Genomic DNA, 26,602 nt, shown 5'->3' with positions numbered 1-26,602 from the left:
GGGGCCGCCCTCGCGCCGCGCATAACCCCGAACAAAGGCCGCGCGGGCCAGGGGCGGGGCACCCGAAACCCCCCCCCCCCCAAACGCGGTGCCCGCCGCGCCCCCCGCGCGCGCCGAAGCCGAGCGGGTCGCGTTGACGCTGCCCAAGGGCACGCAGATCTTCGTTGCCTTCGACAACACCACCTTCATCGAAGCGGCCGTCGATCGCGTCTATGCCACATTGGTGGAGGCGATGATCCTGGTGCTGGCGGTGATCTGGCTGTTCCTCGGCAGCTTCCGCGCAGCGCTGATTCCGGCCGTGACGGTACCGGTGTGCCTGGTGGCCGCATTCATCGCACTGTACGCGTTCGATTTCTCGATCAACCTGCTGACATTGCTTGCGCTGGTGCTGTGCATCGGCCTGGTGGTCGACGATGCGATCGTGGTGGTGGAGAACGTGCAGCGCCGGATCGATCTGGGTGAGCCGCCGCTGGTGGCGTCCAAGCGCGGTACCACGCAGGTGGCCTTCGCGGTGATCGCGACCACCGCGGTGCTGGTGGCGGTGTTCCTGCCGGTCGGTTTCCTCGAGGGCAACACCGGACGCCTGTTCCGAGAGCTGGCGGTGGCGCTGGCCGCGGCCGTGGCGCTGTCCGCGTTCGTGGCGTTGACGCTGACACCGATGATGGCCTCCAAACTGCTCAAGCCGCATACCGGGCAGGCGCCGCGTGGCCTGCATGGCTTCGTCAACCGCAACCTGGAGCGGCTGGCCGGCGCCTATGGCCGCATCCTGCAGCGCCACGTCGATCGCACCTGGATCTACCTGCTGGTGATGGCGGCGGCATTGGCTGCCAGCTGGCTGCTGATCAAGGTGCTGCCCTCGGAACTGGCGCCAGCCGAAGACCGTGGCTCGTTCCAGATCATGATCGACGGCCCGGAAGGCGCAGGCTACGACTACACCGTGCAGCAGGTGCAGCAGGTCGAAGCGATGCTGGCGCCCCACGTCGGAGCGGACAAGCCGATCGTGCGCGCCAACCCGCGCGTGCCCGGTGGCTGGGGCGCAAGCGAGGAAATGCACACCGGCCGGGTGAGCATCTTCCTGCAGCCGTGGCGCCAGCGCAGCGAAGGCACCCCGGAGGTCGCCAATGAGCTGCAGAAGGAGCTGGACACCATCCAGGGCGTGCGCGTGCGCACGCAGGTCGGCGGTGGCCTGGTCCGCAGCGGCGGCCAGCCCTTCCAGATCGTGCTGGGAGGCCCGGAGTACGCCGAGATCGCGCAGTGGCGCGACCGCATCCTGCTGCGCATGGCCGACAATCCCGGCCTGGTCGGCCCCGACTCGGACTACAAGGAAACCCGCCCGCAGATGCGGGTGAACATCGACCGCCAGCGCGCGGCCGACCTGGGCGTGCCGGTCACCGCAATCGGCTCGGCGCTGGAAACGATGATGGGCTCGCGTCGCGTCACCACCTTCGTCGACAACGGCGAAGAGTACGACGTGCTGGTCCAGGCGGGCCGCGACGGACGCGCCACGCCGGCCGATCTGGCCGCGATCCGCGTGCGTGCCACCTCCGGTGAGCTGGTGCCCTTGTCGAACCTGGTCACCCTGAGCGAGGTTGCCGAGGCAGGCACCTTGAACCGCTTCAACCGCCTGCGCTCGATCACCATCAGCGCAGGCCTTGCGCCGGGCTACCCGTTGGGCGAGGCCATTGCCTGGGCACAGAACGTCGCGCGCGAGGAGCTGCCGCAGTACGCGCAGGTGAACTGGAAGGGCGAGTCGCGCGAGTACCAGAGCGCCGGCGGTGCGGTCCTGCTGACCTTCGCCATGGCCCTGCTGGTGGTGTACCTGGTGCTGGCCGCACAGTTCGAGAGCTTCATCCATCCGCTGACGATCATGCTGACGGTACCGCTGGGCGTGCTCGGTGCGCTGGTCGGCCTGTGGTTGAGCGGGGGCACAGTGAACCTGTTCAGCCAGATCGGCATCGTGATGCTGGTCGGCCTGGCGGCGAAGAACGGCATCCTGATCGTCGAGTTCGCCAACCAGCTGCGTGACGACGGCCGCAGCGTGCGCGAGGCCATCATCGAATCATCGATGGTGCGCCTGCGTCCGATCCTGATGACCTCCATCGCCACCGTGGTCGGCGCGATTCCGCTGGTGGTGGCCGGTGGACCGGGTTCGGCGAGCCGTGGCACGATCGGTATCGTGATCATCTTCGGCGTCACCCTGTCCACCTTCCTGTCGCTGTTCGTGGTGCCGGCGTTCTACGCACGGCTGGCCCCGTACACCCGCTCGCCGGAAGCAGTGAAGCGCGAGCTGGAAAAGCAGGAAGCAGCGTCGCCCTCGGTGGGCGGGCATGCCTGACCGTCGCGCCGACGGGGGCGGATCCCTTTCCCCGCAGGAAAGGGCCCCGACCCCAGTGCTGCGCGGCGACGGTTTCCAGCTGCGTCCATGGCGCGGCGGCGACCTCGAATCGCTGCTGCGTCATGCCAACGATGCCGAGGTGTCACGGGGTCTGCGCGACCGCTTCCCCTATCCCTACACACGTGAGGACGGTGAGGCGTTCCTTGCCGGTCGCGTGTTGACCCCGGGCACCCTGGCACTGGCCATCGAGATCGACGGCCAGGCCTGCGGCAGCATCGGTGCCCAGCCGGGCGTGGCCGAGCGTGGGCATACCGCCGAGCTGGGCTACTGGCTTGGCCGGGCGTACTGGGGGCGGGGCATCATGACCCGCGTGGTGGGCGTCTTCGCGCCGTGGGTGATGGACGAACTGCGCCTGTTCAGGCTTCAGGCCACCGTGGTGGACTTCAATCTGGGCTCGGCCCGGGTGCTGGAAAAGAACGGTTTCCAGGAAGAGGGCGTGGAGCGCTGCGCTATCTACAAGCGCGGCACCCTGCATGACCTGCGCCGGTTCGCGCGGGTGCGCACCGAGCTGCCCTGAACGGAGCCGGGGGGGGGGCCGCCGCCCCCCCCGCGGGCGCGCGGGCGCGGGGGGGCGGCCCCCCCCGGCCGGCGGGCGGCCCGCCCCCCCCCCGGGGGGCGCCTGGGCCGGGGGCGGCCCCCCCCCGGCGGATGCCTTCCGGCGCTATCGCAGCGACCTTCGATCAGGGAGAATCGACCGGTCCCTTCCAGCCGACGGGACGTCCATTCACCCCGCCGACTGGAGAGAGCGCGCGTGGAAGCTACCGTACATTTCGTCAACAGCATCATCTGGAGCAAGGCACTGATCTTCGTGTGTCTGGCAGCCGGCCTTTATTTCAGCGTCCGCACCCGCTTCATGCAGATCCGCGGCTTCGTGGAAATGTGCCGCCTCACCGTCAAGGGCGAAAAGTCCGACGCCGGCGTTTCTTCGTTCCAGGCACTGGCCATGTCCATGGCCGGGCGCATGGGTATCGGCAACATCGCCGGCGTGGCCACGGCCATCGCCTTCGGTGGCCCCGGTGCGATCTTCTGGATGTGGGTGATGGGCTTCCTCGGTGCATCCACCTCATATGTGGAATGCACCCTGGCGCAGATCTACAAGACCAAGGATGCCGAAGGCCGCTACCGTGGTGGCCCGGCCTACTACATTGAAAAGGCGATGGGCCTGAAGTGGTATGCCATGGCCTTCGCCATCGCCACGATCATCGCCGCCGGCTTCCTGATGCCGGGGGTGCAGGCCAATGCCATCGCCGACAGCATCATCAATGCCTGCCGTGGCGGTGCGCTGTGCGGTCCGCTGGATGGCCAGGCCTTCGGCATGGAATCGGTTGCCGCGCTCAAGCTCGGCATCGGCATCGTGGTCGCGCTGCTGCTGGGCGTGGTGATCTTCGGCGGCGTCAAGCGCATCGCCACCTTCGCCGAGATCGTGGTGCCGTTCATGGCGGCGGCCTTCATCCTGATGGCCATCGTCATCATGATCCTCAATGCCGACCAGGTGCCGGAGATGTTCGGCATCATCTTCAACAGCGCGTTCGGCACCCATGCGGCGTTCGGCGCGATGATGGGCCTGGCGATCGAATGGGGCGTCAAGCGCGGCATCTACGCCAACGAAGCGGGACAGGGCTCCGGCCCGCACGCGGCAGCGGCGTCGGAAGTCTCGCATCCGGCCAAGCAGGGCTACGTGCAGGCGTTCGCGATCTACTTCGACACCATGATGGTGTGCACCGCCACCGCGTTCCTGATCCTGGCCAGCGGCACCTACAACGTGTACTCGCCGGTGGAAGGCGCGGCTCCGGTGTTCCAGGGCCTGGCCGGCATTCCGGAAGGGGCGGGCTATGCGCAGGCCGGCGTTGAAGCCGTGCTGCCGGGCTGGGGCGCGTCGTTCGTCTCGCTGGCGATCTTCTTCTTCGCCTTCACCACCATCATGGCGTACTACTACATGGCCGAGACCAATCTCAGCTATGTGAACCACAACAAGCACCGTCCGCTGACCGTGTTGTGTCTGCGCCTGGGCATCATCGCCATGGTGGTGTTCGGTGCGTTCCACAACGCGACCCTGGCCTGGGGCCTGGGTGACATCGGCGTGGGCCTGATGGCCTGGCTGAACATCATCGCCATCTTCATCATCCAGAAGCCCGCCATGCTGGCGCTGCGCGATTACGAACGACAGAAGAAGCTGGGCCTGGATCCGACGTTCGATCCCGATGCACTGGGCATCCGGAACGCCGATTTCTGGCGCCAGCGCAAGCAGGAGAACGTGTAAGTGAACAACCCCTGGAACAACCGCCGCCCGTCCGCTCGTCCGCCGCGCGCCACACCGTTGCCGCGCACGGACCTGCCGGCAACGGACGGCGGTGGACGCGGAGGCAGCGATGAGCTGCGCCTGTACGGCCTGAATGCCGTGCTGGCCGCGTTCGCAGCGCGGCCGCAGGCACTGCGCAAGCTGTATCTGCTGGAGGCCCGGATTCCGCGCCTGCAGCCGCTGTTGAAGTGGTGCGTGGCCAACCGCGTGGGTTACCGCGTGGTCGAGGAGGGCGATCTGAACAAGCTGGCCGGCACCACCCACCACGAAGGCGTGGTGGCCGACGTGCTGCGTGCGCCGACCGTGCCGCTGGCGCAGTGGCTGCAGCAGATCGGCGAAGGCCCGTCACTGGCGCTGTGGCTGGATGGCGTAGGCAATCCGCACAACCTCGGCGCGATCCTGCGTTCGGCGGCGCACTTCGGCGCGAAGGCGCTGCTGTTGCCGGCCGGCAGCACGCTGGCGCTGTCCGGTGCGGCTGCCCGCGTGGCCGAAGGCGGTGCCGAAGCCGTGCCGCTGGTGCAGCTGCCTGCGACCCCGCAGGCGATGGCCCAGCTGCGCGATGCCGGCTTCGGTCTGGCGGCCACACTCGTCGATGGCGGTGACGATGTATTCCGCACGTCGCTGCCGGCGCGTCTGGTCTACGTCATGGGCGCCGAAGGCGAGGGGATGGACCGCGACCTGGCCGGTGAATGTGACCTGCAGGTCTCCATTCCCGGCAGTGGCGCGGTGGAGAGCCTCAATGTGGCCTCGGCCACCGCAGTGCTGCTGGCGCAGTGGGCGAGCCGTCGCGACGGCTGACGGACCGATCGCCGCCATCGGCTGCCAGGACCCGGCCCCCGTGGCCGGGTTTCTTTTGCGCGATGTGCCGGCGGGACCACCGCGGACGTTGTGCAGCGTCAAGGCAGCTTAAGGCGGATAACGTCGTCTTGCGTTGCGTACAGCCTGATTTTTCCGATCAAGCATGCTTTTGAAACTTGCCTCATTGTTGCGCCCTCTTGCTCGACGCAGGTTGGAGTTCCATTCCTGTCAGGCAAGGTGTTCCACATGCATGGTCGTCATCGTTGCGCCCTCGGCGTGCTCCTCTCGCTGTCAAGCCTGCTTGCGTCGGTCGATGTGTATGCCGGCGCACGCAGTCTGGAATGCGTCAATTTCACGGGTCCGCTGATCACCCCGAATCCGGCCGGCATGCCGAAGGGGCACGGCTACATCGAACCCTATCTGGTACGTGTCGACAGCCGCGATCACTTCGATGACCGTGGCCAGCGCCAGCGCAGTGGCGAACGCAGTGGCGGCTGGACGGTGGTGGTGCCCATCGCCTATGGATTGGGCGAGCGGATCACCGGCCAGGTCAACCTGAGCGCGTCGCGCGCCGAATCCGGTGCCGCGCACAGCCGGGGTTTCCGCGCGGGTGACACCACTGCGCGCCTGCAGTATCTGCTGCAGGCGGCCAATGCGGATGGCACCCGGCCCGCGGTTTCAGTGGCGCTCGTGCAGCGTTTCAGCACGGGCAGCCATGACCGCATCACCGGCAATCCGCTCGACGCGCAGGGTGACGGCGTGCAGCGTACCGTCGCCGCGCTGGGCGTGCAGCAGGTGGTGTGGCTGGGCAACGAGCGGCCACTGCGCTGGCGTGCCCAGCTCAGCGCGGGTCCGGCGCCTTCCCGCACGGCCCTCACCGGTGCCAGCGTGTACGGTACCGCCGCGGGCTTCCAGGGCCACATCGCGCGCGGTTCGGTACTGGGCCTGTCGATCGGCGCCGAATACAGCGTCAACCCCCGCTGGGTGGCGGTGATGGAAGTGGCGGCCAGCCGCGAGACCCGGCAACGCCTCAGCGGCTTCGCTCCCGGCGCGGAAGGCGCCATCGCGCGCGTCGACGAATGGCGCCCGGCCAGCCGTACGCTGACTTTCGCCCCCGCGTTGCAGTACCACTTCAGTCCCTCGCTTGGCCTGATCGCCGGCGTGGAGGTCACGGTGGCCGGCCGCAATGCCGCCCGCCTCATCAGCCCCCAGGTCGCCCTGGGCATGTCCTTCTGAGGGGGCGCGATGAACGTCGAATCGATCGTCAATGCCCTTCTCGGCGTGGTGTGGAGCCCTTACCTGGTGGTGCTGTGCCTGCTCGCCGGCCTGTACTTCAGCGTGCGCACCCGCTTCATCCAGCTGCGCGCGCTGCCTGACATGCTGCGCCTGGTGTTCCGCCATGAGCGGTCCGATGCAGGGGTGTCCCCGTTCCAGGCGTTGTCCCTGTCGCTGTCCAGCCGGGTGGGCGTTGGCAATATCGCCGGTGTGGCGATGGCCATCGCCTTCGGTGGTCCCGGTGCGATCCTGTGGATGTGGGTTGTCGCTTTCCTGGGGGCGTCCAGCGCCTTCATCGAATCGACGCTGGCGCAGATCTACAAGGATCGCGATGCCGGTGGCCAGTATCGGGGTGGCCCGGCCTACTACATCGAGAAGGGACTGGGCCAGCGCTGGTATGCGGTGCTGTTTGCACTGGTCGCCGTGCTGGCCGGCGCGATGCTGGCGGGTACGCAGTCCAATGCGATCACCAGCGCGGTGAATGAAGCCTGGGACGTACCGGTCGTGTTCACCACCGGCGCACTGCTGGTTGCACTGGGTGCCATCCTTGTTGGCGGTGTACGCCGCATCGCCGGTGTCGCCCAGTGGCTGGTGCCGCTGATGGCCATCGCCTATCTGCTGGTGGCCGCGATGGTAATGGTGCTCAACGCGGACAAAGTGCCGGAGGTCGCAGCGCTGGTGCTGCGCAGTGCCTTCGGCATGGATGCAGCGTTCGGCGCCATGATCGGCACGGCGATCCAGTGGGGCGTGCGCCGCGGCGTGCTGTCCAACGAAGCCGGCATGGGCAGTGGTGCGCACCCGGCGGCCGCAGCGGAGGTCTCCCATCCGGTCAAGCAGGGCCTGGTGCAGTCGTTCTCGGTCTATATCGACACGATGGTGGTGTGCAGTGCGACCGCCTTCCTCATTCTGTCTACCGGCCTGTACAACGTCTACGACCCGGCGGTGAACGGCATTCCAGATGATGCGCGCCTGCTGCTGGGCAATCTGCCGGGCGTCGAGGCCGGACCGCGTTTCGTGCAGCACGCGGTGGAATCGGCACTGCCGGGCTTCGGCCGTTCATTCGTGGCGTTGGCCATCCTGCCCTTTGCGTTCACCACCATCCTGGCGCTGTACTACATGGCCGAGACCAACATCAGTTACCTGTGCCGGGACCGCCCGATGCCGTGGGTGATGGGCGGGTTCCAGCTGCTGTTCCTGCTGGCCACCGGCTACTCGGCGCTGAACAGTGCCACGGTCGCCTGGTCGCTGGGGGATATCGGCGTGGGCCTGATGAGCTGGTTGAACATCCTCGCCATCCTGCTGCTGCAGAGGCCGGCGCTGGCTGCGCTGCGCGATTACGAGCACCACCGTCGCTTGGGGACGGATCCCCTGTTCGATCCGCACCGGCTTGGTGTTCGCAACACCTGCGCGTGGGAACGGTAACTGTCCGGGCAGATGGGGTGACCCAGCCTGGTGGGTGCGGACCTTGGTCCGCACCTCCTTTCCCGCTGCGCTCGCCGGGCATGGCCCGGCGCGACTCCCCCACTCGTTCGGCGGTGTGGTCGCTTTGGCTTCACTGCCGAAGTTGCCGTCAGCCTCTGCGGCCAGATAGGCAAATACGGTGTACGCCGCCACATTCTGCGCCAGCGCCTTCGGGTCGATCTTGTCCAGCGTGTCGTCGGCGGTGTGGTGCAGGTGGAAGTAGTCCGAACCATCCTGTGCCAGCCACGCCCAGGCGCCACCCTTGGCCGCCAGCGGACCGATATCCGGACCCGGGCCGCCCTTGTCGGCTGCGTACTCGATGCCCAGCGGCTTCATCACCTCGGCGATCTGCCGGGTCGCTTCGCGCGAGCCTTCCGGGTTTGGCGAGCCGGTATTGAACGCATAGATGCGGCCGGCACCGAAATCGCTCTCGGCAGCCAGCTGGTGCAGCGCCACGTCCTTTGCATGTGCTTCGGCGTAAGCCTTGCCGCCGTACAGCCCCTGCTCTTCGTTGGCGAACGCGATCACCCGGATCGTGCGCTTGGGGGCCTGCTTGAGCTGGCCGATCAGATGCCCCGCGGCCATGGTGATGCCGACGCCCGCGCCGTCATCGACGGCACCGGTGCCCAGATCCCACGAATCCAGATGGCCACCGATCACCACGACTTCCTTGGGCAGGGTGCGGCCAGTGATCTCGCCGATCACGTTGTAGGAGGTCGCCGTACCGTCCCAGCCGCAGTCCAGCGCGACCTTCACCGTGGTGCTGCCACGTGCCAGCAGGCGTGCCAGCTGGTCGGCATCGGGCACCGACAGGGCCGCGGACGGTACCGGGGTCAGGCCGTCATCGAATCGGGTGATGCCGGTGTGCGGTACGCGATGCGAATCGGTGCCGGCCGAGCGCATCAGGAAGCCGACGGCGCCCTTGCGGATCGCTTCGGACGGTCCCTTGCTGCGGATCGCGCCACCACGGCCGTAGTCGCGGCCATCGCGGAACGGCAGCATCTGGTAATCGACGAAGGCGATCTTGCCCTTCAATGAACCGGCGGGCGCAGCCTGCAGCGCGGCCAGGTCGGCGAAGCGCACGACCTCTGCTTCAACGGTACCGCCCGGGCTGCCACCCAGTGCGGTGATCTGCAGCGGCTGCGGGTTCCTGCCGGTCACGGCGGCGTGTTCGCTGCGGCGCTCCCACTTCGGGAAGGTCACCGGTTCTTTCCAGACCTTGTCGAAACCCAGGGCCTTGAACTTGGCTTCGGCCCAGGCGACCGCACGCGCGTCGGCTTCGCTGCCGGCGATGCGTGGACCGATTTCGGTGGTCAGCGACTCGACCACCTTCCAGCCGGTGTCATCGGCCAGGGCCTGATCGCGCAGCTGCGCGGCCGTGGCCAGCGACGCCGGGGGCAGGGTGGTGGCGCGCGGTGCCGCGAAGGCCGGGGCGGCCAGCAGGGCAAGGGAGGATGCGATGGCAAGGACGCGGCGACGCATGGACAACTCCGGGAAGGGACCAAGCCTTGGAGCTTAACAGTCGTTCAGACGCGCGCATGGGCGGGAGGTCATGTCCGGAGCGAACGCTGTTTTCCGCCACGTCCGGCAAAGCGAAAGCCCCGCCGGAGCGGGGCTTTCACATGCGGCAGCCTCGCCGGGTACGGCCCGGCGCTACGCCTTATTTCTTCAGGCTGTCGCGGATCTCGCGCAGCAGCACCACTTCCTCGGCCGGGGCGGCGGGAGCGGCTTCCTTCTTGCGCGACAGACGGTTGATGACCTTGATCACCAGGAAAATGGCGAACGCCACGATCACGAACTGGATCAGGGTGTTGATGAAGTCACCGTAGCCGATCACCACCGCCGGAATCTCCTTGCCGTCCGGCCCGATGCGTGCCGGCGACAGCGTCCACGCCAGCTGCGAGAAGTCCACCTTGCCGATCAGCAGGCCCAGCGGCGGCATGATGATCTTCTCGACCAGTGCAGTGACGATCTTGCCGAAGGCGGCGCCGATCACCACGCCGACGGCGAGGTCGATGACGTTGCCGCGCATCGCGAATTCCTTGAATTCGGTGAGCACTCCCATGTGTTTTCTCCTGTGGGGGATGTGGACAGCGCGCAGAGTAGCGCAGGTGGTGTCAGCCGGCGATCACGCCGTGGCGCTCGGCCACGTTTTCCAGGCGCGCGCTGAAACGGTCGCCCGGCTTCAGTGCGGCCACTCCGGACGGCGTGCCCATGAACACCAGGTCACCGGCGCGCAGCTGCCACAGCTTGGACAACTCGTGCAGGATTTCCGGCACGTTCCAGATCATCTGGTCCAGCAGGGCCTGCTGGCGCACTTCGCCGTTGACTTCCAGCGACAGGTTCAGCGCCGCAAGATCGCCCACTTCGCCGGCATGCACGATCTCGCTGATCGGTGCGGAGGCATCAAAGCCCTTGGCGGCATCCCAGGGATGGCCCTTCTCCTTGGCGGCCGCCTGCAGATCGCGGCGGGTCAGGTCCAGGCCGACGGCATAGCCGTACACCAGCGCTTCGGCATCGGCCACGGGAAGCTCGCCGGCCGGGGCATCACGGCCGATGGCCACCACCAGCTCCACTTCGTGATGCAGGTTGGCCGTCGCGGGCGGATAGGGGATGGCATCGTCATGGCCGACCACCAGCGCATCGGCAGGCTTGCTGAAGAACATCGGCCGGCCGCGGTCGTCGGCCGCCGGCACCGCGGCTCCCATTTCGCGCGCATGGTCGGCAAAGTTGCGACCCACGCAGTAGACGCGGTGCACGGGGAAGCTGCCACCGCCCACCACCGGAACACGCGGCGTGGCAGGTGCAGGGATCACATCGGAAACGTCGGACATGCGGGCATCCAGGAAGGGAATGCCCGCAGTCTAGAACGCATGGCGCCCGCCGTCAGCGGGCACGCCGGCCGGCAGGGCTCAGCGCGAGGCCGGCAGCACCGGCTTGCGCACCACCCGGTACTCGCCCTCGACCACGGTCGGGTCGGCCGGTCGGGCTGCACCCGCCTTGCGCGAGGCCAGCAGCTTCCACGCCAGGCCGACCAGGATCATCGCCGCACCGACGAACACGCCGATGAACACCATCGCGGCCAGGATCGCCAGGCCGAGCAGGCCCACGGCAACGCGCACCAGCGGGTGACGCGGCTTGCGCGGCGCGAACAGGGTGCGGAACTGGTTGAAGGCGGAATCGCGATTGAACATGGCGGCTCGATAGGCTGGGAAATCAGCGAAACCAGAGTATCGGGAGCCCGCACTGTCATTGAGTGAAAAACTCGTTAAATATAGCCTGTGCTTATTACGAATCAATGACTTGTGTTCATCCTGCAGCCAGTCACCTGAGCAGGCATGCGACAATGCTTCTTTACTGTCCGAGCCTTCGCCATGACTGCCGCTGTTGCCCTGATCGCCCTTGATGCCATTGCCGATGGTGCGTTTGCCGAGGTCGAAGCAGTGGTCGAGGGCGATGCCGAGTCGTTGCTGCTGTATCGCGACGGCGCACAGGTGCGCGCCTTCCTGAACATCTGCCCGCATGCCGGCCGTCGCCTGGACTGGGCGCCGGGGCAGTTCCTGAAGAGCCGCGAGGGGCATCTGGTCTGCGCCGCCCACGGCGCCTCGTTCGCGCTGGACAGCGGTGACTGCATCGCCGGCCCCTGCAAGGGCGACCGCCTGCGCGCGGTGCCGGTGGACGTGCGTGATGGGCAGGTCTACCTGGCCTGAGGCCAGATGCAGTCGAGCATGGCTCGACGCTACCGATCTGTCGAAGGCGGAGTGCCTGCCTTTGGCGTTGGTGTTGACGTTGCTTCTGCGGGTGCAGGGCGCAGCCCTGCCGATGAACCCGACCCTCAGAACATCAGGTTGATCATCAGCACCACCACACAGGTGTAGATCAGCGACAACGGTCCGCCGACCCGCCACATCTCGCGCGGGGTGTAGTTGGCCGGGCCGGTGATCATCGAGATGACCGGATTGGAGGCCGTCATCAGATTGTTGGAGGCCGACAGCGCCACGATCAGTGCGAACGCGGTGGGGTTGCCACCCGCCGCCAGCGCCAGATTCACCGCGATGGGCACCATCACGATGGTTGCGCCGACATGGCTGATCACCAGCGAGAACACCGTTGTCAGCAGCGCCAGGGCCAGTTCCAGCACCCACACCGGTATGCCGGTGGGGAGCTTGTCGATGGTATGGCCGGCGACCCAGGCCGCCGCGCCGCTGGAGTCCATTGCCCAGCCGAGCGGGATCAGTCCGGCCATCATGAACACGGTTTTCCAGTTGATCGAGGCATAGGCCTCGTCCATCCGCAGCACGCCCGTCAGCAGCATGCCGGCCACGCCGGTCATCAGGGTCAGCGCTACCGGAAGCTTGCTGGTCAGCGCGATCAGGATCGTCAGCGCGAAGATCGCCATGGCGATCTTGAACTTGTGCGGGCGCTGTTCGCCGGTCGGGTAGTCGGTGACCACCACGAAGTCACGGCTCTTGGCGGCCTGCGCCAGGTCGGTCCAGATGCTGTGGAAGACCAGCATGTCGCCAGCGCGCAGCTGCACGTCGCGCACGTCCTCGCGGATCACCTGTTTGTCGCGGTTGATCGCCAGCAGGCTGATGCCGCGCTCCTTGCGCAGGCGCAGGTCGGCCGCACTCTTGCCGATCACGTTCGAGGTCGGCGGCACCACCGCCTCGGAAATGCCGGCGCGGCTGGGATTGAACAGGTCGCCCAGGTGCTTCAGCCGCGAGGACATGCGCAGGAACTGGTTCTGGGCGAAATCGCCGATCTGCTCGCGCGGACCCATCGCGCCCAGCACACTGCCCACCCAGATGCGCATTTCCGCCGGTGGCGCCAGCCGCGTATCGTTGCCGGTCTTCAGCGCCAGCAGCAGCGGCGCGTCATGCAGGCTCTCGGCCTCGCCCAGGGTCATGCCGACCAGCGGGCTTTCGGCGGTGACCACCAGTTCGAACACATCGCCTTCGATGCCGTAGGTCTTGGCGAAGTAGCTCTCGGTACGGGCCGGGGTGACCCCATCGTTGACCAGGGTCTCTTCCTCGATCAGCTTGCGGTCGCCGTAATAGCGGAAGTACAGCAGCGAGGCGATCAGCAGCGCCACGCCGATCGGCAGCGGCGCGAACATGCGCAGCGGCTCGATGCTGGCCAGGCCGGAGGGCAGGTTGTTGTTGGCCGAGGCCAGCAGGTCGTTCAGCAGGATCAGCGGCGAGTTGCCGACCATGGTCAGCGCACCGCCCATCACGATCGCCGCCGAGATCGGCAGCAGCAGCCGCTGCATGGTCAGCCCGGTACGTGCCGCCAACCGCGAGGCGACCGGCAGGTACAGCGCCATCACCGACGGGTTCTGCATGAAGGACGAGTTCAGGCCGGCGATGGCCGTGGTCATCATCAGCAGGCGCTGCTCGATGCCATGTCCGCGTCGCAGCAGCCAGGCCGCGAGCCGGTTCAGTGCGCCGGTGCGGTCAAGGCCCGCACCGAGGATGGTGGTGGCGATGATGCTCATCACCGCGTTGCCGGAGAAGCCGCCGAAGATTTCCTCCGGGGCGATCAGGCCGGTCACACCCAGTACCACCAGCACCACCAGCGCGACGACGTCGGCGCGGATCCGCTCGAACAGGAACATCGCCATCGTGAAGCCGACCAGCCCGAGTACGAGCTTCATGTCGTTGGTCAGCGTCAGCGCGGTATCCATGTGGGGCGCGGCGTCCTCGGGCGATCGTCAGGTGCGGTCGTACAACAGGTCCCAGACGCCATGGCCGAGCTTCTGGCCGCGGGTCTCGAAGTGGGTCTGCGGCCGCCATTCCGGGCGCGGCACGCTGCCCCGCGGACCGGCCCGGTTGACCAGGCCGGCGGTCGCATCGAGCACGTCCCACATCTGTTCGGCGTAGTCTTCCCAGTCGGTGGCGCAGTGCAGGCGGCCGCCCGCACGCAGCTTGCGCACCAGCAGCTCTGCGAAGGCCGGCTGCAGCAGGCGGCGCTTGTTGTGGCGCTTCTTGTGCCACGGGTCCGGGAAGTAGATGCGCACTTCATCGAGCGCGCCATCGGCGATCTCGTTCTGCAGTACTTCCACCGCGTCATGGTGGTACAGGCGCACGTGGTCGGCGTTGTCGTCGGCCAGGGCGTTCAGAAGGCGGCCGACACCGGGCGCGTGCACTTCGATGCCGATGTAGTCGCGCGACGGGTCATGCTGGGCAGCAAAGCGCAGTGCAGCGCCGTTGCCGAAGCCGATCTCCAGCACCTTGTGCGCCGGGCGACCGAAGGTGGCGTCCAGGTCGCGCGGCTGGCCGCTGTAATCCAGGCCGAAGCGCGGCCAGCGTTCGTCGAACGCGCGCTGCTGGGCAGGCGTGAAGCGGCCCTGGCGCAGCACGAAACTGCGCACCTCGCGGCGCCCCTCGCTGACGGTGAACGGCTTGGGCGGGGCCTTGGACCCAGCGCTGTCGAAAGGATTGGTCATCAGCCGATCAACCCATCCACCGGCGACGACGCGCTGGCGTAGCGCTTGCGCGGGATGCGCCCGGCCAGGAACGCCTCACGGCCGGCTTCGACCGCCTTGCGCATCGCGCTGGCCATCAGCACCGGGCTGCGCGCGCCGGCAATGGCCGTGTTCATGAGCACGCCATCGCAGCCCAGCTCCATCGCGATCGCCGCATCCGATGCCGTACCGACGCCGGCATCGACGATGATCGGCACCCGGGCGTCTTCGATGATCTGCAGCAGGTTGTACTTGTTCTGGATGCCCAGGCCCGAACCGATCGGCGCGGCCAGCGGCATCACCGCAGCGCAGCCGATCTCTTCCAGGCGCTTGGCCAGGATCGGGTCGTCGGAGGTGTAGACCATGACCTCGAAGCCATCCTTGACCAGCTGTTCGGCGGCCTTGAGGGTCTGCATCACGTCCGGGTACAGGGTCTTCTGGTCGCCCAGCACTTCCAGCTTGGTCAGGTTGTGGCCGTCCAGCAGTTCACGGGCCAGGCGGCACGTGCGCACCGCGTCTTCGGCGGTGTAGCAGCCGGCGGTGTTGGGCAGGATGGTGAAGCGCTCCGGCGGCAGCACGTCCAGCAGGTTCGGCTCGCCGGGGTTCTGCCCGATGTTGGTGCGGCGGATGGCCACGGTGACGATCTGGGCGCCAGCGGCCTCGGTGGCCAGGCGGGTTTCTTCCAGATCCTTGAACTTGCCGGTGCCGGTGAGCAGCCGCGAGCCGTAGGTCTTGCCGGCGATCACCAGCGAATCGGGGGAGACATGAACGTTCATGGCGCGATTATCGCTTATCCGCCTGAAGATGGGGTCGTCACTTCGATGCCGCCGGGAGGCAGGCGCAGGGGCAGCGCCGGGCCATGCCCGGCGAGCGCGCAGCGTGGGCGTCGTGCCTCAACCCCCACCCAGGGCGTGCACGATCTCCACTACGTCACCTTCGGCAAGGCGGTGCTCGCCATGGCGGCTGCGGCTGACGATCTCGCCATTGACCTCGACCGCCACCCGGCGCTGCAGCAGCTGCTCGGCCTCGAGCAGGTCATGAAGGGTTGCCGAAGCGTGCAGGGTGCGGGGTTCGCCGTTGAGCTGGATGTTCATGGCGGCATTGTCGCGTATGGCCCGTCAGGACGGAAACCATCCGTTCCTCCGCACGGCGCCCGCATCGGCGCAGCCTGCGATTGGCGGGCTGCTCGGCAATTCATGCGGCGGCGCAGCGTGAGCAATCGTCGGTGCGGTGAAACCATTCACCGTGCGCCGGCGTACGCACGCCGGATCCTCAATGACGTCCCCACAGGAGTTCTTTACATGCTGCTCAGCAAACGCCCGATCCGCTCCCTGATGGCGGCCGCGATCGCACTGGCCGCGGTTCCGGCCATGGCAGGCGAATCCCCTTACTCGCACGCGGTGTTCTTCGGCGACAGCCTGACCGACGCGGGCTATTTCCGGCCGCTGCTGCCCCCGGCAACACAGCCGGTCACCGGTCAGTTCACCACCAATCCGGGCTGGGTCTGGTCGCAGCAGGTCGCCAACTACTACGGCCTGAACGGTACGCCCAACGGCAACGGCCAGAACGGCGACAACTACGCCGTCGGCGGTGCGCGCGTGTCGGTGGAGGTCACTGGTGCCCTGGGGCCCATTCCGTCGCTGAAGACGCAACTCACCCGCTACCTGGCCGCAAATGGCGGCAAAGCCGATGCCAACGCGCTGTACACTGTCTGGGGCGGTGCCAACGACCTGTTCGCGGCCGCTACGGCGCCGACACAGGCGCAGGCCATCATCGGCGCGGCCGTCACCGACCAGATCGCCCTGGTCGGGGCGCTGAAGCAGGCGGGCGCCCAGTATGTGCTGGTGCCGAACCTGCCCAACGTCGGCCTGACGCCGTCCTTCCGTGGCCCCAATGCCGCCGCCGCCACCGCGCTGTCGGCCGGCTACAACAACGCCCTGTATGGCGGGCTGAAGCAGGCGGGCATCGAATTCATCCCGCTGGATACCTTCACGGTGCTCAGTGAAGTGGCCGCCAATCCGGCCATGTACGGTTTCACCAACGTCACCAGCACGGCCTGCACCATCGACCCGGCCAATTCGACGCAGAGCATCATCGGCTGCAACCCGACGTCCTACGTCAGCCCGGATGCCGCGAAGACCTACCTGTTCGCCGACGGCGTGCATCCGACCACGGCAGGCCATGCACTGCTGGGCCAGTACGCGGTATCCGTGCTGGAAGGCCCGCGCCTGCAGCAGGTGCTCAGCCATTCGGCGCAGACCATCGGCCGTTCGCGCGCCGACCAGGTCGGCATGCATCTGGGCGGTCGTCCGGCTGACGGCCTGTCGTGGTGGGGCGGTGTGCGCGGCGACATGCAGCGTTATGACCACGCCGATCTCTACGACGGCCTGGCGCCGGCCGGCCTGTTCGGTGTCGACTGGTCGCGTGACGGCATGGTCTTTGGCGGCTTCGGTGGATATGGACGCATGGATGCCGATTTCGGCAACAGCCGCGGCGATTACACCCAGTCCGACACCACGCTGGGCCTGTTCGCTGGCTGGTACGGCGAGCGTGCCTGGGTCAACGGGCAGGTCAGCTACAGCTGGCTCGACTACGACGTGACCCGCAAGGTGCAGCTGGGTCCGGCCACCCGTGAGCATGGCGGTTCGGCAGATGGCAGCAATCTCACCGCCGCCATCAATGCGGGGTACGAGTTCGGCACCGAGGGCGGCTTCCGCCACGGTCCGGTGGCTGCCGTGATCTGGCAGAAGGTGAAGATCGACGGCTATACCGAGAGCGCCGACGCCGGCACGCTGGCCACTGCGCTGGGTTACAACAACCAGGAGCTGGACTCCACTGTCGGTCGCATCGGCTGGCAGGCGCGCTTCGATGGCGGCACCTTCAAGCCCTACGTGCAGGCCACCTACGACCACGAGTTCGAAGACACCAAGCAGGCCAGCGCCTGGCTGCAGTCCCTGCCGGAGCTGGGCAGCTACCGCGTGCCGGGCCTGAAGTTCGACAAGGACTACGCCACCGTGGTGCTGGGCGCCCGCACGGAGCTGTTCGGGCTGCAGAGCAACATCGGCCTGAGCACCTCCACCGCGCAGAAGCGTGCACGTGACGCGACGCTGTTTGCCAGCTTCAGCGGCAGTTTCTGACGAACGCACCTTCCCAGGCCCCGCAAGGGCCTGGGAAGGCTGCATGGCAGCGTCGGGCCATGCCCGGCGCATGCGGTGGCCACCATTGCGCAACACCGGCCCGACCGCATAGACTTTCACCACGCGACGCGGGCGTAGCTCAATGGTAGAGCTGTAGCTTCCCAAGCTACTGACGAGGGTTCGATTCCCTTCGCCCGCTCCATCTTCCGCAACGATGCGTGTGTTTTCCGGATCGGCCGCGAACCTGGATGTTTCCCCTTTTGCATCTTTCTGTGCCTGCCGGCTCTGTGAGTCGGTGAAGCGTGGGCGCTTCCCGTGCTTGCCGATGGTCTGGCGGGGCGATAAGCCGGTAAAGTGCGGCAACATTCAAGCCAGTGGCAGGGGGGGGAATGCGGAATCGGATTCTTGCGGTTGCGTTGATGGGTATTGCGGCGGCGTGCACGCCGACCGAAGAAGATGCAAGAAAGCAGAAGGTCGAGGCTGATCGGGCCATAGCGGAGGCGGGGGTCCGTCGGGCGCTGAAGGATCCTGACTCGGCAAAGATCGTCATCCGTCAGGCGTTTGCGATGTTCGACGGTACGATTGTCTGCGGGATGGTCAACGCGAAGAACAGCTTCGGCGGCTACACGGGCGACCGCGCGTTCATGATCAACGTCAATGCGGATGGCAGTACCGGTGCGCCCTCTGTTGCGCAGGACGACGTCAGCAGCGCGGTATCCGTGGAAATGTGCGATTTCCAGCGGGACTATGCCGCACAGCCTGGCCACGTCGGCAAGGCCGTCACGCCGGAGCAGTCCAGGCAGCTTGTGGGGGCCTACACCAAGAGAGTGCGGGAGGTCGTTGCACGGATCAATACGGGCCGATAGCACGCGGCAGCCCCCCCCCCCCCGCAAACGGGGGGGGGGGGCTGCGGCTGGCTGGGCCGTGGCCCCCTGTCCCGGCAACCGCGAGGCATCATCCGCCCGCCACACGGCCGCGCTATGCTGCGCGCCTGCCGATCGATCCCGCCGCGATGAAGCTCGCCATCCTGTCCCGCAACAGCTCCCTGTATTCCACCCGCCGGCTGGTCGAAGCGGGGCGTGCGCGCGGCCACACGGTGCGCATCCTCGATCCGCTGCGCTGCTACATGCGCATCGCTGCCGACGGATTCTCGATGCACTACAAAGGGCGGCCGATGACCGGTGTGGACATGGTCATTCCGCGCATCGGTGCGTCGATCACGCGATATGGCACTGCGGTCCTGCGCCAGTTCGAGCTGATGGGCGCGCGTACGCCCAATCCGTCCGACGCGATCCTGCGCTCGCGCGACAAGCTGCGCGCGCATCAGCTGCTGGCGGCCAAAGGCATCGACATGCCGGTCACGGTGTTCGGCGACAACCCCGATGACACCGTCGATCTGCTGTCGATGCTGGGGCCGCCGCCGCATGTGGTGAAGCTCAACGAAGGAACGCAGGGGCGCGGCGTGATCCTGACCGAAAAGGCCAGTGCCTCGCGCGGGATCGTCGAGGCGCTGCGTGGCCTGTATGCCAACTTCCTCATGCAGGAGTTCATCGGTGAGGCCAAGGGGGCCGATCTGCGCTGTTTCGTGGTCGGCGACCAGGTGGTGGCCTCGATGCAGCGGCAGGCACCCGAAGGCGACTTCCGCTCCAACCTGCACGCCGGCGGCACCGCCGTGGCGGCCAAGGCCAGCCGCGCCGAACAGCAGGTCGCGGTGCGCTCGGCCAAGGCACTGGGGTTGTCGGTCTGCGGCGTCGACCTGATCCGCTCGCAGCGGGGCCCGCTGGTGCTGGAGGTCAACTCGACCCCGGGCCTGGAAGGCATCGAGGCAGCCTGCGGGGTGGACGTGGCCATGCGCATCATCGAGCACGTCGAGAAGCTGAAAAAATCCTGATTTTTCAGTAAGTTGAGATTCTCTTCGGGTGGCGAGACGCTGCTTTAACATGCCTTTAATCGGTGCGGGCGTAGGCTTCAGCGAACCGCAGCTCTGCCTCTCAGCAGGATCGGTATCGGGATACGACTTCAGGCCCAGGCGGGTGCACCGCCTGGGCCTTTTTTATGCGCGTCCGTAGGCCACGCGCCACTTGTGGCGACCCAGGGGCGCTCGTAGAGTTGGGCCTTCGTTCCGATGGACCGGGAGGTAGGCGATGTACCGCATCACGATGATCGCGTTGTTGCTGTGCCTGTCGGGCGCTGCTGTCGCCAAGACAGAGAAGAGCGCCCTGCAGATGGATCGCCAGGCTCCGGTTGCCGGCCAGATCCAACAGGTCGAGAAGGCGCTGCAGGCGCCGGAGTACGCCGAACTGAGCGCCGATGACCGCAGCCAGATCCAGCAGGCGCTGGCCCGCATCACCCAGCGCATGGGGGACCGGCAGCGGGTCGATGAGCTGCCGCCGCAGGTACAGGCGCAGGTGTTCAACGACCAGGAGCGGGTCAACCAGCTGCTCGCCCGCGCGCACGACGACAGCCGCCAGGTCTGCACCTACCAGCGCACCACCGGCAGCAACATGCCCAAGGGCCGTTGCCTCACTGTCGCCGAACGTCGCCGCATCGAAGAAAAGGGCAAGGCGCTGATCAATGACCAGCGCACGTTCAACAATCTCAACCCTGCCAGCAACCGCTAGGCCGTCCGCCGCCCCCACGCGTGGCACTTGCTGGCGTGAAGGTGGTGCGAATACAGTCGGCTCTCAACTCAGACAAGGATCCGTTTGCCATGAAGTCCCTCCTTTTGCCTGCGCTCCTGTTCTCCGGATTGGCCCTGGCCGCCACCGCCTCCGCATCCAAGCAGGGCGGCGAGGTCTTTGCCTCCGGCAAGCCGCTGCAGCAGCAGCTCGAGCGCATCGAAGTCGAACTCAACGACGGCGAGACCTACAGCGAGCTGACGATGGCCGACCGTAGCCGGGTCCGCGAAGCGCTGGTGCGCCTGCGCGCTGCCGTGGAGCAGTACCCGAACCGGGATCTGATGCCTGAACGGGTACGAACCGATGTCATCAACGACCAGCAGGTCGTGAACACGGTTTTGACACAGTCACGTGAAGATAGTCGTCTAATATGCCAACGTGAGAAAGCCACGGGTTCGAACCGGCACACGACGCAGTGCATGACTGTCGCCGAGCGCGCCCGGCAGAAGGACAAGGCACAGCGTGATATGGGCCAGGCCCAGCGCGTCGGAAAATTCGTCAACTAGAGGTGACAGTGAGAATCCTGGTAATCGAAGACAACAGCGACATTGCGGCCAATCTGGGCGACTACCTCGAGGACCGGGGCCACACCGTGGACTTCGCCGCCGATGGCGTGACCGGACTGCATCTGGCCGTAGTGCACGAGTTCGACGCGATCGTGCTGGATCTCAACCTGCCGGGAATGGACGGAATCGAGGTCTGCCGCAAGCTTCGCAACGAAGCGCGCAAGCAGACCCCGGTGCTGATGCTGACCGCTCGTGACTCGCTGGACAACAAGCTGGCGGGTTTTGATTCCGGTGCGGACGACTACCTGATCAAGCCGTTCGCGCTGCAGGAAGTGGAAGTGCGTTTGAACGCGCTGTCCCGACGTGGCAAGGGGGTGCAGACCCGCGTGCTGGAAACCGGCGACCTGGAGTACAACCTGGACACGCTGGAAGTGCGCCGCCAGGGCAAGCTGCTGCAGCTCAACCCGACCGCACTGAAAATCCTGCAGGCGCTGATGGAAGCGGCGCCGGCCGTGGTCACCCGCCAGGAACTGGAAACCCGCGTGTGGGGCGAGGAGCTGCCCGACTCGGATTCGCTGCGCGTCCATATCCACGGTCTGCGTGCCGTGGTCGACAAGCCGTTCGAAGTGCCGCTGATCCAGACCCGCCATGGCATCGGATACCGCATCGCCACCCCGGAAAGCTGATCCCGTGGCAACCAAGGGGGAGCGCCGGCGCACGCCGTATCGGCGCCGCCTGCGCAGTCGAATCATCGTGTCATTCGTGTTGTTGGGCTTCTGCCTGACAACACTGTTCGCGTTCGCCACCAACTGGGCCCGGATTCGGGTGGAGAACCAGCTGGTCGAGGATGTGATCAACCACAACATTGAAGAATACGCCCGTCGCTTCTACGAGCACCCCGGACGCAATCCGGCCGTGCCGGTACAGCAGATCCGCGCGTATGCCTATTCGGCGGACAAGTTCGACAAGGCGCGTGAGTCCTGGCCGCAATGGGCTGACCTGCAGACCGGCAACTACAACCTCAGCGGGACCGACGAACAGGGGCAGCCGTACGCCTACAAGCTTGCCGTGCGCAAAGCCGACGATGCGTGGTTCTTCCTGGCCTATGACATGACCGACAGCATGCGCGGCAGCAAGCAGCTCAACCGTGCGCTGGTGCTGTCGGTGCTGGTATTCAGCCTGCTGTCGCTGGTGCTGGGCTGGTGGTCGGCCTCGAAGGTGATGAAGCCGGTATCGGACCTGGCGGCCCGCCTGCGCGCCTACCGGGGTGGCACCAGCGAGCCTGAGCCGTTGGCGCCGCGCTTCCCCGACGACGAAGTGGGCCAGCTGGCCCAGGCGCTGGACGACTACTCCTCGCGATTGACCGAAGTGGTGCAGCGCGACCGTGAGTTCAATGCGGACGTCAGCCACGAACTGCGCACGCCGCTGGCGGTGATCCGCGGCGCCACCGAGCTGCTGCTGACCCGTCCCGGCCTGGATGAAAAGGTGCTGCAGCGCCTGCAGCGCATCCAGCGTGCCGAGCAGCAGTGCAGTGATCTGATCGGCGCTTTGCTGCTGCTGTCCCGGAACGAGCGGGGGCAGGGCACCAGCAATGTTGCCCGCGTGGCCGAGCAGCTGCTGGACGCGCACCGTGCGCAGCTGGGGGGCAAGCCCCTGGAACTGGCGCTGGAGGGCGAGCGCAACCTGGTGATCGACGCGCCCGAGGCCGCGCTTTCGGTGGCCCTGGGCAACCTCATCGGCAACGCGGTGAAGTACTCGCAGGATGGCGAAGTCCGCGTGCACGTAGGGGCCAACTCGGTCTCGGTCACCGACAGTGGTCCGGGCCTGAGCGAGGAAGATGCGGCCAAGCTGTTCCAGCGCGGTTACCGCGGTACGCACGCGGGCCATTCGCAGGGCGGCGGCATCGGCCTGTCGATCGTCAGCCGCCTCTGCGACCTGTACGGCTGGCAGGTCAGCGTGCGCCCCGGGGGCGAGCGGGGCGTGATCGCAACGCTGACGTTCTCGCCCAGGCCGCTGTAGCAGATCCTTTGCCTGCGGAGCAGGGCCCGGCCCTGCAGGGACGCCTCTTCCAGGGCGTCGCTGTCGCTAACGGCATGAACGCATCTGTTCTGCACGGCCAGACACCCGGCGCGCGCACGCTCTGCCGCTTCCGCTGCGTGTCCGATCTCACGGTTCCGGGTAGTCATCAGGCAGTTGACGCTTTTACCTCCTGATTGCCGGACGTGCAGATGGCCAAGATGCCAGTCCGCGCACTTTGCCGGCTGCCAGGAGCATCGCCATGTCGCATCGCATCCGCTACCCCAACCTGCATCAACTGGTCGGTGACTCGATCAGCCAGTTGTCTCCGGACGTCGCCCAGCGCGTCGAGGACGTACTGTCCCGCTGCGACGGCCATATGCCGGCCCAGCAGACGCCAATCGACGCCGGCGGTGTCAGCGCCGACGCAGTGCAGCCTGCCGATCTCAGGCGCGCCGTCGAAGGTCTCGGCACCCTGACCCGGGTGATGTACGCCGCGCACATCGCGCGCACGCGGGGCGGCCAGCAGAACGTGCTGCCACCGGGCGCGATGGAAGGCCTGATTCTGGCCGCGCGGGAACTGACGTGTCACGTGCAGCAGCAGCTGCAGGCCGAGAGAATCAGGGGGACAGCCACATTGCAGTGATGGCCGGGGACACTGCCACGACGATTCTGCAACGCCGGGCACGTGCCCGGCGGGTCAGCTCGCGGCCAGTGCCAGATAGCGGTGGTGCAGCGCCTCCACCTGCGCCTGCAGGTCGTCCGGCTGCCCATCGTTGACCACCACGTCATCGGCCAGTGCCCGGCGCTGCGCGCGGCTGGCCTGGGCGGCGATCATCCGGTCGGCCAGCGCGGCGTCGATGCCATCGCGCTGCATCAGCCGGGCGTGCTGTACGCCTTCGGGTGCATCCACCAGCAGTATCCGGTCGAGCCATGGATAGGCCTGGCGGCCGCCCACCTCGGTCAGCAGCGGAATCGCAGCAATGGCGTACGGGCTCGGCGCCTGCGTGCACTGCTGCTGCATCAACAGGCGGATGGCGGGGTGGGTGATGGCTTCCAGTGCCGTCCGTTCGGCCGGGTCAGCGAAGACATGGGTGCGCAGGCGCGCCCGGTCCAGGCTGCCATCTGCCAGCAGCATGTCCGTGCCGAACCGGTCGGCAATGCGGGCCAGCGCCGGGCTGCCGGTGGCCACCACCGCGCGGGCGGCCAGATCGGCGTCGGCCACCACGATGCCCAGCGCCTCGAAGCGCCGCGTCACTTCGCTCTTGCCGGCCGCGATGCCGCCGGTCAGGCCGACCACGTAGCGGCTCACGGCGGGGCCCTCAGCGCAGGCCGCTCAGGGCCAGGTAGCGCTCCACCAACGGTTCGCCCCACATGAAGAACAACCAGCCGGCGATGGCCAGGTACGGACCGAACGGAATCGGCGTGGCGCGATCGCGTCCCCGGCTGTAGAGCCAGATCGAACCGACAATGGCGCCGATCACCGAGGACAGCAGGATGATCGGCAGGATGCCCTTCAGGCCGCACCAGGCGCCGAGCGCCGCCAGCAGCTTGAAGTCACCATGGCCCATGCCCTCCTTGCCGGTCAGCTGCTTGAACAGCCACCAGACCGTCCACAGCGACAGATAGCCCACGGCCGCGCCGACCAGGGCCGGCTTGGCGGGCATGTACAGATTGTCGATGCTGCCGATCAGGCCCAGCCACATCAGGGGCAGGGTCAGCTGATCGGGCAGCAGCTGGGTGCGCAGGTCGATGCCGGACAGCGCGATCAGGAAACAGGTCAGCACGATGGCGCCGAAGCCCTGCCAGCCGAAGCCGAACTGCCACACGCAGGCCAGCACCAGCAGGGCGGTCATCGCTTCCACCAGCGGGTACTGCAGCGAGATCGGCGCCTTGCAGTGGCGGCATTTGCCCCCCTGGATCAGCCAGCTGAACAGCGGGATGTTCTCGTACCAGGACAGCTTGTGCTTGCAGTGCGGGCAGTGCGACGGCTCGACCACGATGCCCGGCGGTGGCGGCTCGTAGAAGTCCGGTTCCTCCAGCACTTCGCGCGCATCGCGCTTCCACTGCCATTCCAGCCGCTTGGGCAGGCGCAGGATGACAACATTGAGGAAACTGCCCAGCAGCAGTCCCAGTCCGGCCGCGGCGGGGTAGCCGAGGCCGGGGTGCTGGTCGAGAAAAGCCATGTATTTTTATCCGACGACGGCGCCCAGTTTGAAGATCGGCAGGTACATCGCAATGACCAGGCCGCCGACAATGGTACCAATGAACACCATGATCATCGGTTCCAGCAGGCTGCTCAAGGCATCCACGGCGTTGTTGACCTCCTGCTCGTAGTATTCGGCGACCTTGAACAGCATGGTGTCAAGGGCGCCGGCCTCCTCGCCGATGCCGGTCATCTGGATCACCATGTGCGGGAACAGGTTCAGCTGCTTCATCGCCATGTTGACCGGATAGCCGACCGAAACGTCGTCGCGCATGCGCAGCACCGCCTCGCCGTAGACCTTGTTGCCGGTGGCGCCGGCGACGATGCCTAGGGCCTCCACCAGCGGCACGCCGGCCTTGAAGGTCACCGCTGTGGTGCGGGAGAAGCGGGCGATCGCACTGTTGTGCATGATCTGGCCGATGACCGGCACCTTCAGGATCAGCCGGTCGACGGTGTGCTGCATCTTCTCCGATCGCCGGTAGGTCATGGCGATCGCCACCACCGCGCCGATGGCGACGATGGCGATCAGCCACCACCACGACACCATGAACCGTGACAGGTTCACCACCATCTGGGTGAATGCCGGCAGGTCGGCACCGAAGCTCTGGAAGACTTCCTCGAACTGCGGGACCACCCAGACCAGCAGGATCGTGCTGACCAGGAACGCCACCACCAGCACCATGGCCGGGTAGAACAGCGCCTTCTTGATCTTGCCCTTCAGCGCCTCCAGGTTTTCCTTGTAGGAGGCGATGGTGTCCAGCACGGTCTCCAGCACACCGGCGCTTTCGCCGGCCCGTACCAGGTTGCGGTAGAGCTCATCGAACTGCACCGGATGCTTGCTGATGGCCTCGTGCAGCGACGAGCCGCCCTCGATGTCGGTGCGGATCGTGTCCACCATCTTCTTCATGCGCGGGTTCTTGTGCCCGCTGCCGATGATCTCCAGCGCCGACACGATCGGCACGCCGGACTTCATCATGGTGGCCATCTGCCGGCTGAAGAACGCGATGTCCTTCGGAGAGACCGGCTTGCCGGCCGCACCGAACAGCGGCTTCGGCTTGGGTTTGACCTGGCCCGGGCTGATGCCCTGCCTGCGCAGTTCGGCGCGCAGCAGGTTGGCGTTTTTCGCCAGCTGCTCGCCCTTCATCTTTATGCCCCGCTTGTCGGTCCCCTCCCAGACAAACGGCTGCAGCTCCATCGTGGCGCGGGCCACGGGCTCCTTCTTGATCGCACTGCGACTCACAGACATGTTGGCTCCCCAGGCCCGCCATCCCCAGGCGGGCATCCTGAGCGGCGATGGTAGCTGGTTCAGACCCGTCCGGGGAGCCTACCGACGTGACGGCGTGCAGGGTTTTCGACGCGTCGAGGCGG

General features: G+C 66.8%; 24 protein-coding genes, 1 tRNA gene and 2 pseudogenes. 16 read left to right on the top strand and 11 right to left on the bottom strand.

What is annotated here, in order from left to right; genetic code table 11:
• Positions 1 to 97: 97 nt before the first annotated feature.
• The 6 genes and pseudogenes from ACVOME_RS13760 to ACVOME_RS13735 all read left to right on the top strand — a co-directional run.
• Positions 98 to 2,335, top strand: a pseudogene (locus ACVOME_RS13760) (efflux RND transporter permease subunit); the annotation flags it as partial.
• Entirely contained in the window at positions 2,328 to 2,912 is a 585-nt protein-coding gene (locus tag ACVOME_RS13755; RefSeq protein ID WP_197600542.1) for a GNAT family N-acetyltransferase, read from the top strand. The pseudogene ACVOME_RS13760 and the gene ACVOME_RS13755, both read left to right, overlap by 8 nt.
• A 234-nt stretch (positions 2,913 to 3,146) precedes the next feature.
• Entirely contained in the window at positions 3,147 to 4,655 is a 1,509-nt protein-coding gene (locus tag ACVOME_RS13750; RefSeq protein WP_065175761.1) for an alanine/glycine:cation symporter family protein, read from the top strand.
• Entirely contained in the window at positions 4,656 to 5,492 is an 837-nt protein-coding gene (locus ACVOME_RS13745) for a TrmH family RNA methyltransferase (RefSeq protein ID WP_481505187.1), read from the top strand.
• 246 nt (positions 5,493 to 5,738) lie between these two features.
• The gene (locus tag ACVOME_RS13740) at positions 5,739 to 6,728 is read left to right on the top strand and encodes a hypothetical protein (RefSeq protein WP_481505186.1); all 990 of its coding nucleotides are present in this window, start codon (positions 5,739 to 5,741) and stop codon (positions 6,726 to 6,728) included.
• Positions 6,729 to 6,737: 9 nt separating this feature from the next.
• Entirely contained in the window at positions 6,738 to 8,189 is a 1,452-nt protein-coding gene (locus ACVOME_RS13735; protein WP_197625475.1) for an amino acid carrier protein, read from the top strand.
• Between the two features lie 102 nt (positions 8,190 to 8,291).
• Here ACVOME_RS13735 and ACVOME_RS13730 read toward each other — a convergent pair.
• The 4 genes and pseudogenes from ACVOME_RS13730 to ACVOME_RS13715 form a co-directional block, all read right to left on the bottom strand.
• Positions 8,292 to 9,710 (bottom strand): annotated as a pseudogene (locus ACVOME_RS13730) (M28 family peptidase); the annotation flags it as partial.
• A 178-nt stretch (positions 9,711 to 9,888) separates the two neighbouring features.
• The gene (mscL, locus tag ACVOME_RS13725; protein ID WP_053517072.1) at positions 9,889 to 10,293 is read right to left on the bottom strand and encodes a large-conductance mechanosensitive channel protein MscL; all 405 of its coding nucleotides are present in this window, start codon (positions 10,291 to 10,293) and stop codon (positions 9,889 to 9,891) included.
• A 52-nt stretch (positions 10,294 to 10,345) separates the two neighbouring features.
• Positions 10,346 to 11,062, bottom strand: coding sequence for a fumarylacetoacetate hydrolase family protein (locus tag ACVOME_RS13720; protein ID WP_065181655.1), 717 nt, complete (start codon positions 11,060 to 11,062; stop codon positions 10,346 to 10,348).
• Between the two features lie 78 nt (positions 11,063 to 11,140).
• Positions 11,141 to 11,422: a hypothetical protein gene (locus tag ACVOME_RS13715; protein WP_128988456.1), complete on the bottom strand. Its 282-nt coding sequence runs from the start codon at positions 11,420 to 11,422 to the stop codon at positions 11,141 to 11,143.
• A 180-nt stretch (positions 11,423 to 11,602) separates the two neighbouring features.
• Here ACVOME_RS13715 and ACVOME_RS13710 point away from each other — a divergent pair, with 180 nt between their 5' ends.
• Positions 11,603 to 11,938: a Rieske (2Fe-2S) protein gene (locus ACVOME_RS13710; protein WP_053517065.1), complete on the top strand. Its 336-nt coding sequence runs from the start codon at positions 11,603 to 11,605 to the stop codon at positions 11,936 to 11,938.
• Between the two features lie 125 nt (positions 11,939 to 12,063).
• Here ACVOME_RS13710 and ACVOME_RS13705 read toward each other — a convergent pair whose 3' ends face one another.
• The 4 genes from ACVOME_RS13705 to thiS form a co-directional block, all read right to left on the bottom strand.
• Entirely contained in the window at positions 12,064 to 13,911 is a 1,848-nt protein-coding gene (locus tag ACVOME_RS13705; RefSeq protein ID WP_053517063.1) for an SLC13 family permease, read from the bottom strand.
• Positions 13,912 to 13,938: 27 nt separating this feature from the next.
• Positions 13,939 to 14,673: a tRNA (guanosine(46)-N7)-methyltransferase TrmB gene (gene trmB / locus ACVOME_RS13700; protein ID WP_053517060.1), complete on the bottom strand. Its 735-nt coding sequence runs from the start codon at positions 14,671 to 14,673 to the stop codon at positions 13,939 to 13,941.
• Positions 14,673 to 15,467: a thiazole synthase gene (locus tag ACVOME_RS13695; protein WP_053517058.1), complete on the bottom strand. Its 795-nt coding sequence runs from the start codon at positions 15,465 to 15,467 to the stop codon at positions 14,673 to 14,675. The genes trmB and ACVOME_RS13695 overlap by 1 nt, the downstream gene beginning before the upstream one ends.
• Positions 15,468 to 15,584: 117 nt before the next feature.
• Positions 15,585 to 15,785, bottom strand: a complete 201-nt coding sequence (gene thiS, locus ACVOME_RS13690; RefSeq protein WP_053517056.1) for a sulfur carrier protein ThiS — start codon at positions 15,783 to 15,785, stop codon at positions 15,585 to 15,587.
• 207 nt (positions 15,786 to 15,992) lie between these two features.
• Here thiS and ACVOME_RS13685 point away from each other — a divergent pair, with 207 nt between their 5' ends.
• From ACVOME_RS13685 to ACVOME_RS13645, 9 genes are all read left to right on the top strand, one after another.
• Positions 15,993 to 17,828 carry an autotransporter outer membrane beta-barrel domain-containing protein gene (locus tag ACVOME_RS13685; protein ID WP_481505185.1) on the top strand — a complete coding sequence of 612 codons (1,836 nt, stop codon included), beginning with the start codon at positions 15,993 to 15,995 and terminating at the stop codon, positions 17,826 to 17,828.
• 128 nt (positions 17,829 to 17,956) lie between these two features.
• A tRNA-Gly gene (locus tag ACVOME_RS13680) sits at positions 17,957 to 18,030 on the top strand.
• Between the two features lie 217 nt (positions 18,031 to 18,247).
• The gene (locus ACVOME_RS13675) at positions 18,248 to 18,694 is read left to right on the top strand and encodes a hypothetical protein (protein WP_262219124.1); all 447 of its coding nucleotides are present in this window, start codon (positions 18,248 to 18,250) and stop codon (positions 18,692 to 18,694) included.
• Between the two features lie 146 nt (positions 18,695 to 18,840).
• Positions 18,841 to 19,719 carry a 30S ribosomal protein S6--L-glutamate ligase gene (rimK, locus tag ACVOME_RS13670; RefSeq protein WP_065181793.1) on the top strand — a complete coding sequence of 293 codons (879 nt, stop codon included), beginning with the start codon at positions 18,841 to 18,843 and terminating at the stop codon, positions 19,717 to 19,719.
• A gap of 253 nt (positions 19,720 to 19,972) precedes the next feature.
• A complete protein-coding gene (locus ACVOME_RS13665) occupies positions 19,973 to 20,449 on the top strand; it encodes a hypothetical protein (protein WP_197600539.1) in 477 nt (158 codons plus the stop codon).
• Between the two features lie 89 nt (positions 20,450 to 20,538).
• Positions 20,539 to 21,012: a hypothetical protein gene (locus tag ACVOME_RS13660; RefSeq protein WP_065175768.1), complete on the top strand. Its 474-nt coding sequence runs from the start codon at positions 20,539 to 20,541 to the stop codon at positions 21,010 to 21,012.
• A gap of 8 nt (positions 21,013 to 21,020) precedes the next feature.
• Positions 21,021 to 21,698: a response regulator transcription factor gene (locus ACVOME_RS13655; protein ID WP_053517044.1), complete on the top strand. Its 678-nt coding sequence runs from the start codon at positions 21,021 to 21,023 to the stop codon at positions 21,696 to 21,698.
• Positions 21,661 to 23,031, top strand: a complete 1,371-nt coding sequence (locus ACVOME_RS13650; RefSeq protein WP_053517042.1) for a sensor histidine kinase — start codon at positions 21,661 to 21,663, stop codon at positions 23,029 to 23,031. Before ACVOME_RS13655 ends, ACVOME_RS13650 begins: the two co-directional genes overlap by 38 nt.
• A gap of 259 nt (positions 23,032 to 23,290) precedes the next feature.
• Positions 23,291 to 23,674, top strand: coding sequence for a hypothetical protein (locus ACVOME_RS13645; protein WP_193396507.1), 384 nt, complete (start codon positions 23,291 to 23,293; stop codon positions 23,672 to 23,674).
• A gap of 54 nt (positions 23,675 to 23,728) precedes the next feature.
• Here ACVOME_RS13645 and coaE read toward each other — a convergent pair whose 3' ends face one another.
• From coaE to ACVOME_RS13630, 3 genes are read right to left on the bottom strand one after another with little or no spacing between them, the layout of a single operon-like run.
• Positions 23,729 to 24,340, bottom strand: a complete 612-nt coding sequence (gene coaE / locus ACVOME_RS13640) for a dephospho-CoA kinase (protein WP_262100842.1) — start codon at positions 24,338 to 24,340, stop codon at positions 23,729 to 23,731.
• Positions 24,341 to 24,350: 10 nt separating this feature from the next.
• Positions 24,351 to 25,214, bottom strand: a complete 864-nt coding sequence (locus ACVOME_RS13635; RefSeq protein WP_053517036.1) for a prepilin peptidase — start codon at positions 25,212 to 25,214, stop codon at positions 24,351 to 24,353.
• 6 nt (positions 25,215 to 25,220) lie between these two features.
• The gene (locus ACVOME_RS13630; protein WP_053517034.1) at positions 25,221 to 26,480 is read right to left on the bottom strand and encodes a type II secretion system F family protein; all 1,260 of its coding nucleotides are present in this window, start codon (positions 26,478 to 26,480) and stop codon (positions 25,221 to 25,223) included.
• Positions 26,481 to 26,602: the final 122 nt, after the last annotated feature.

The organism is Stenotrophomonas sp. STEN008, assembly GCF_056760435.1.
Note: the sequence above shows the minus strand (reverse complement) of the source record. Positions and strands in the feature narration are given on the sequence as shown.

Excerpts from the sequence above, each read along its gene's own strand:
- mscL (WP_053517072.1), bottom strand. The coding sequence starts at position 10,293 with ATGGGAGTGCTCACCGAATTCAAGGAATTCGCGATGCGCGGCAACGTC.
- ACVOME_RS13735 (WP_197625475.1), top strand. The coding sequence starts at position 6,738 with ATGAACGTCGAATCGATCGTCAATGCCCTTCTCGGCGTGGTGTGGAGC.
- ACVOME_RS13710 (WP_053517065.1), top strand. The coding sequence starts at position 11,603 with ATGACTGCCGCTGTTGCCCTGATCGCCCTTGATGCCATTGCCGATGGT.
- ACVOME_RS13685 (WP_481505185.1), top strand. The coding sequence starts at position 15,993 with ATGCTGCTCAGCAAACGCCCGATCCGCTCCCTGATGGCGGCCGCGATC.
- ACVOME_RS13720 (WP_065181655.1), bottom strand. The coding sequence starts at position 11,062 with ATGTCCGACGTTTCCGATGTGATCCCTGCACCTGCCACGCCGCGTGTT.
- ACVOME_RS13715 (WP_128988456.1), bottom strand. The coding sequence starts at position 11,422 with ATGTTCAATCGCGATTCCGCCTTCAACCAGTTCCGCACCCTGTTCGCG.
- ACVOME_RS13665 (WP_197600539.1), top strand. The coding sequence starts at position 19,973 with ATGTACCGCATCACGATGATCGCGTTGTTGCTGTGCCTGTCGGGCGCT.
- ACVOME_RS13660 (WP_065175768.1), top strand. The coding sequence starts at position 20,539 with ATGAAGTCCCTCCTTTTGCCTGCGCTCCTGTTCTCCGGATTGGCCCTG.
- ACVOME_RS13675 (WP_262219124.1), top strand. The coding sequence starts at position 18,248 with ATGGGTATTGCGGCGGCGTGCACGCCGACCGAAGAAGATGCAAGAAAG.
- ACVOME_RS13705 (WP_053517063.1), bottom strand. The coding sequence starts at position 13,911 with ATGGATACCGCGCTGACGCTGACCAACGACATGAAGCTCGTACTCGGG.
- ACVOME_RS13635 (WP_053517036.1), bottom strand. The coding sequence starts at position 25,214 with ATGGCTTTTCTCGACCAGCACCCCGGCCTCGGCTACCCCGCCGCGGCC.
- ACVOME_RS13645 (WP_193396507.1), top strand. The coding sequence starts at position 23,291 with ATGTCGCATCGCATCCGCTACCCCAACCTGCATCAACTGGTCGGTGAC.
- trmB (WP_053517060.1), bottom strand. The coding sequence starts at position 14,673 with ATGACCAATCCTTTCGACAGCGCTGGGTCCAAGGCCCCGCCCAAGCCG.
- rimK (WP_065181793.1), top strand. The coding sequence starts at position 18,841 with ATGAAGCTCGCCATCCTGTCCCGCAACAGCTCCCTGTATTCCACCCGC.
- ACVOME_RS13650 (WP_053517042.1), top strand. The coding sequence starts at position 21,661 with ATGGCATCGGATACCGCATCGCCACCCCGGAAAGCTGATCCCGTGGCA.
- ACVOME_RS13695 (WP_053517058.1), bottom strand. The coding sequence starts at position 15,467 with ATGAACGTTCATGTCTCCCCCGATTCGCTGGTGATCGCCGGCAAGACC.
- ACVOME_RS13740 (WP_481505186.1), top strand. The coding sequence starts at position 5,739 with ATGCATGGTCGTCATCGTTGCGCCCTCGGCGTGCTCCTCTCGCTGTCA.
- thiS (WP_053517056.1), bottom strand. The coding sequence starts at position 15,785 with ATGAACATCCAGCTCAACGGCGAACCCCGCACCCTGCACGCTTCGGCA.
- ACVOME_RS13630 (WP_053517034.1), bottom strand. The coding sequence starts at position 26,480 with ATGTCTGTGAGTCGCAGTGCGATCAAGAAGGAGCCCGTGGCCCGCGCC.
- ACVOME_RS13755 (WP_197600542.1), top strand. The coding sequence starts at position 2,328 with ATGCCTGACCGTCGCGCCGACGGGGGCGGATCCCTTTCCCCGCAGGAA.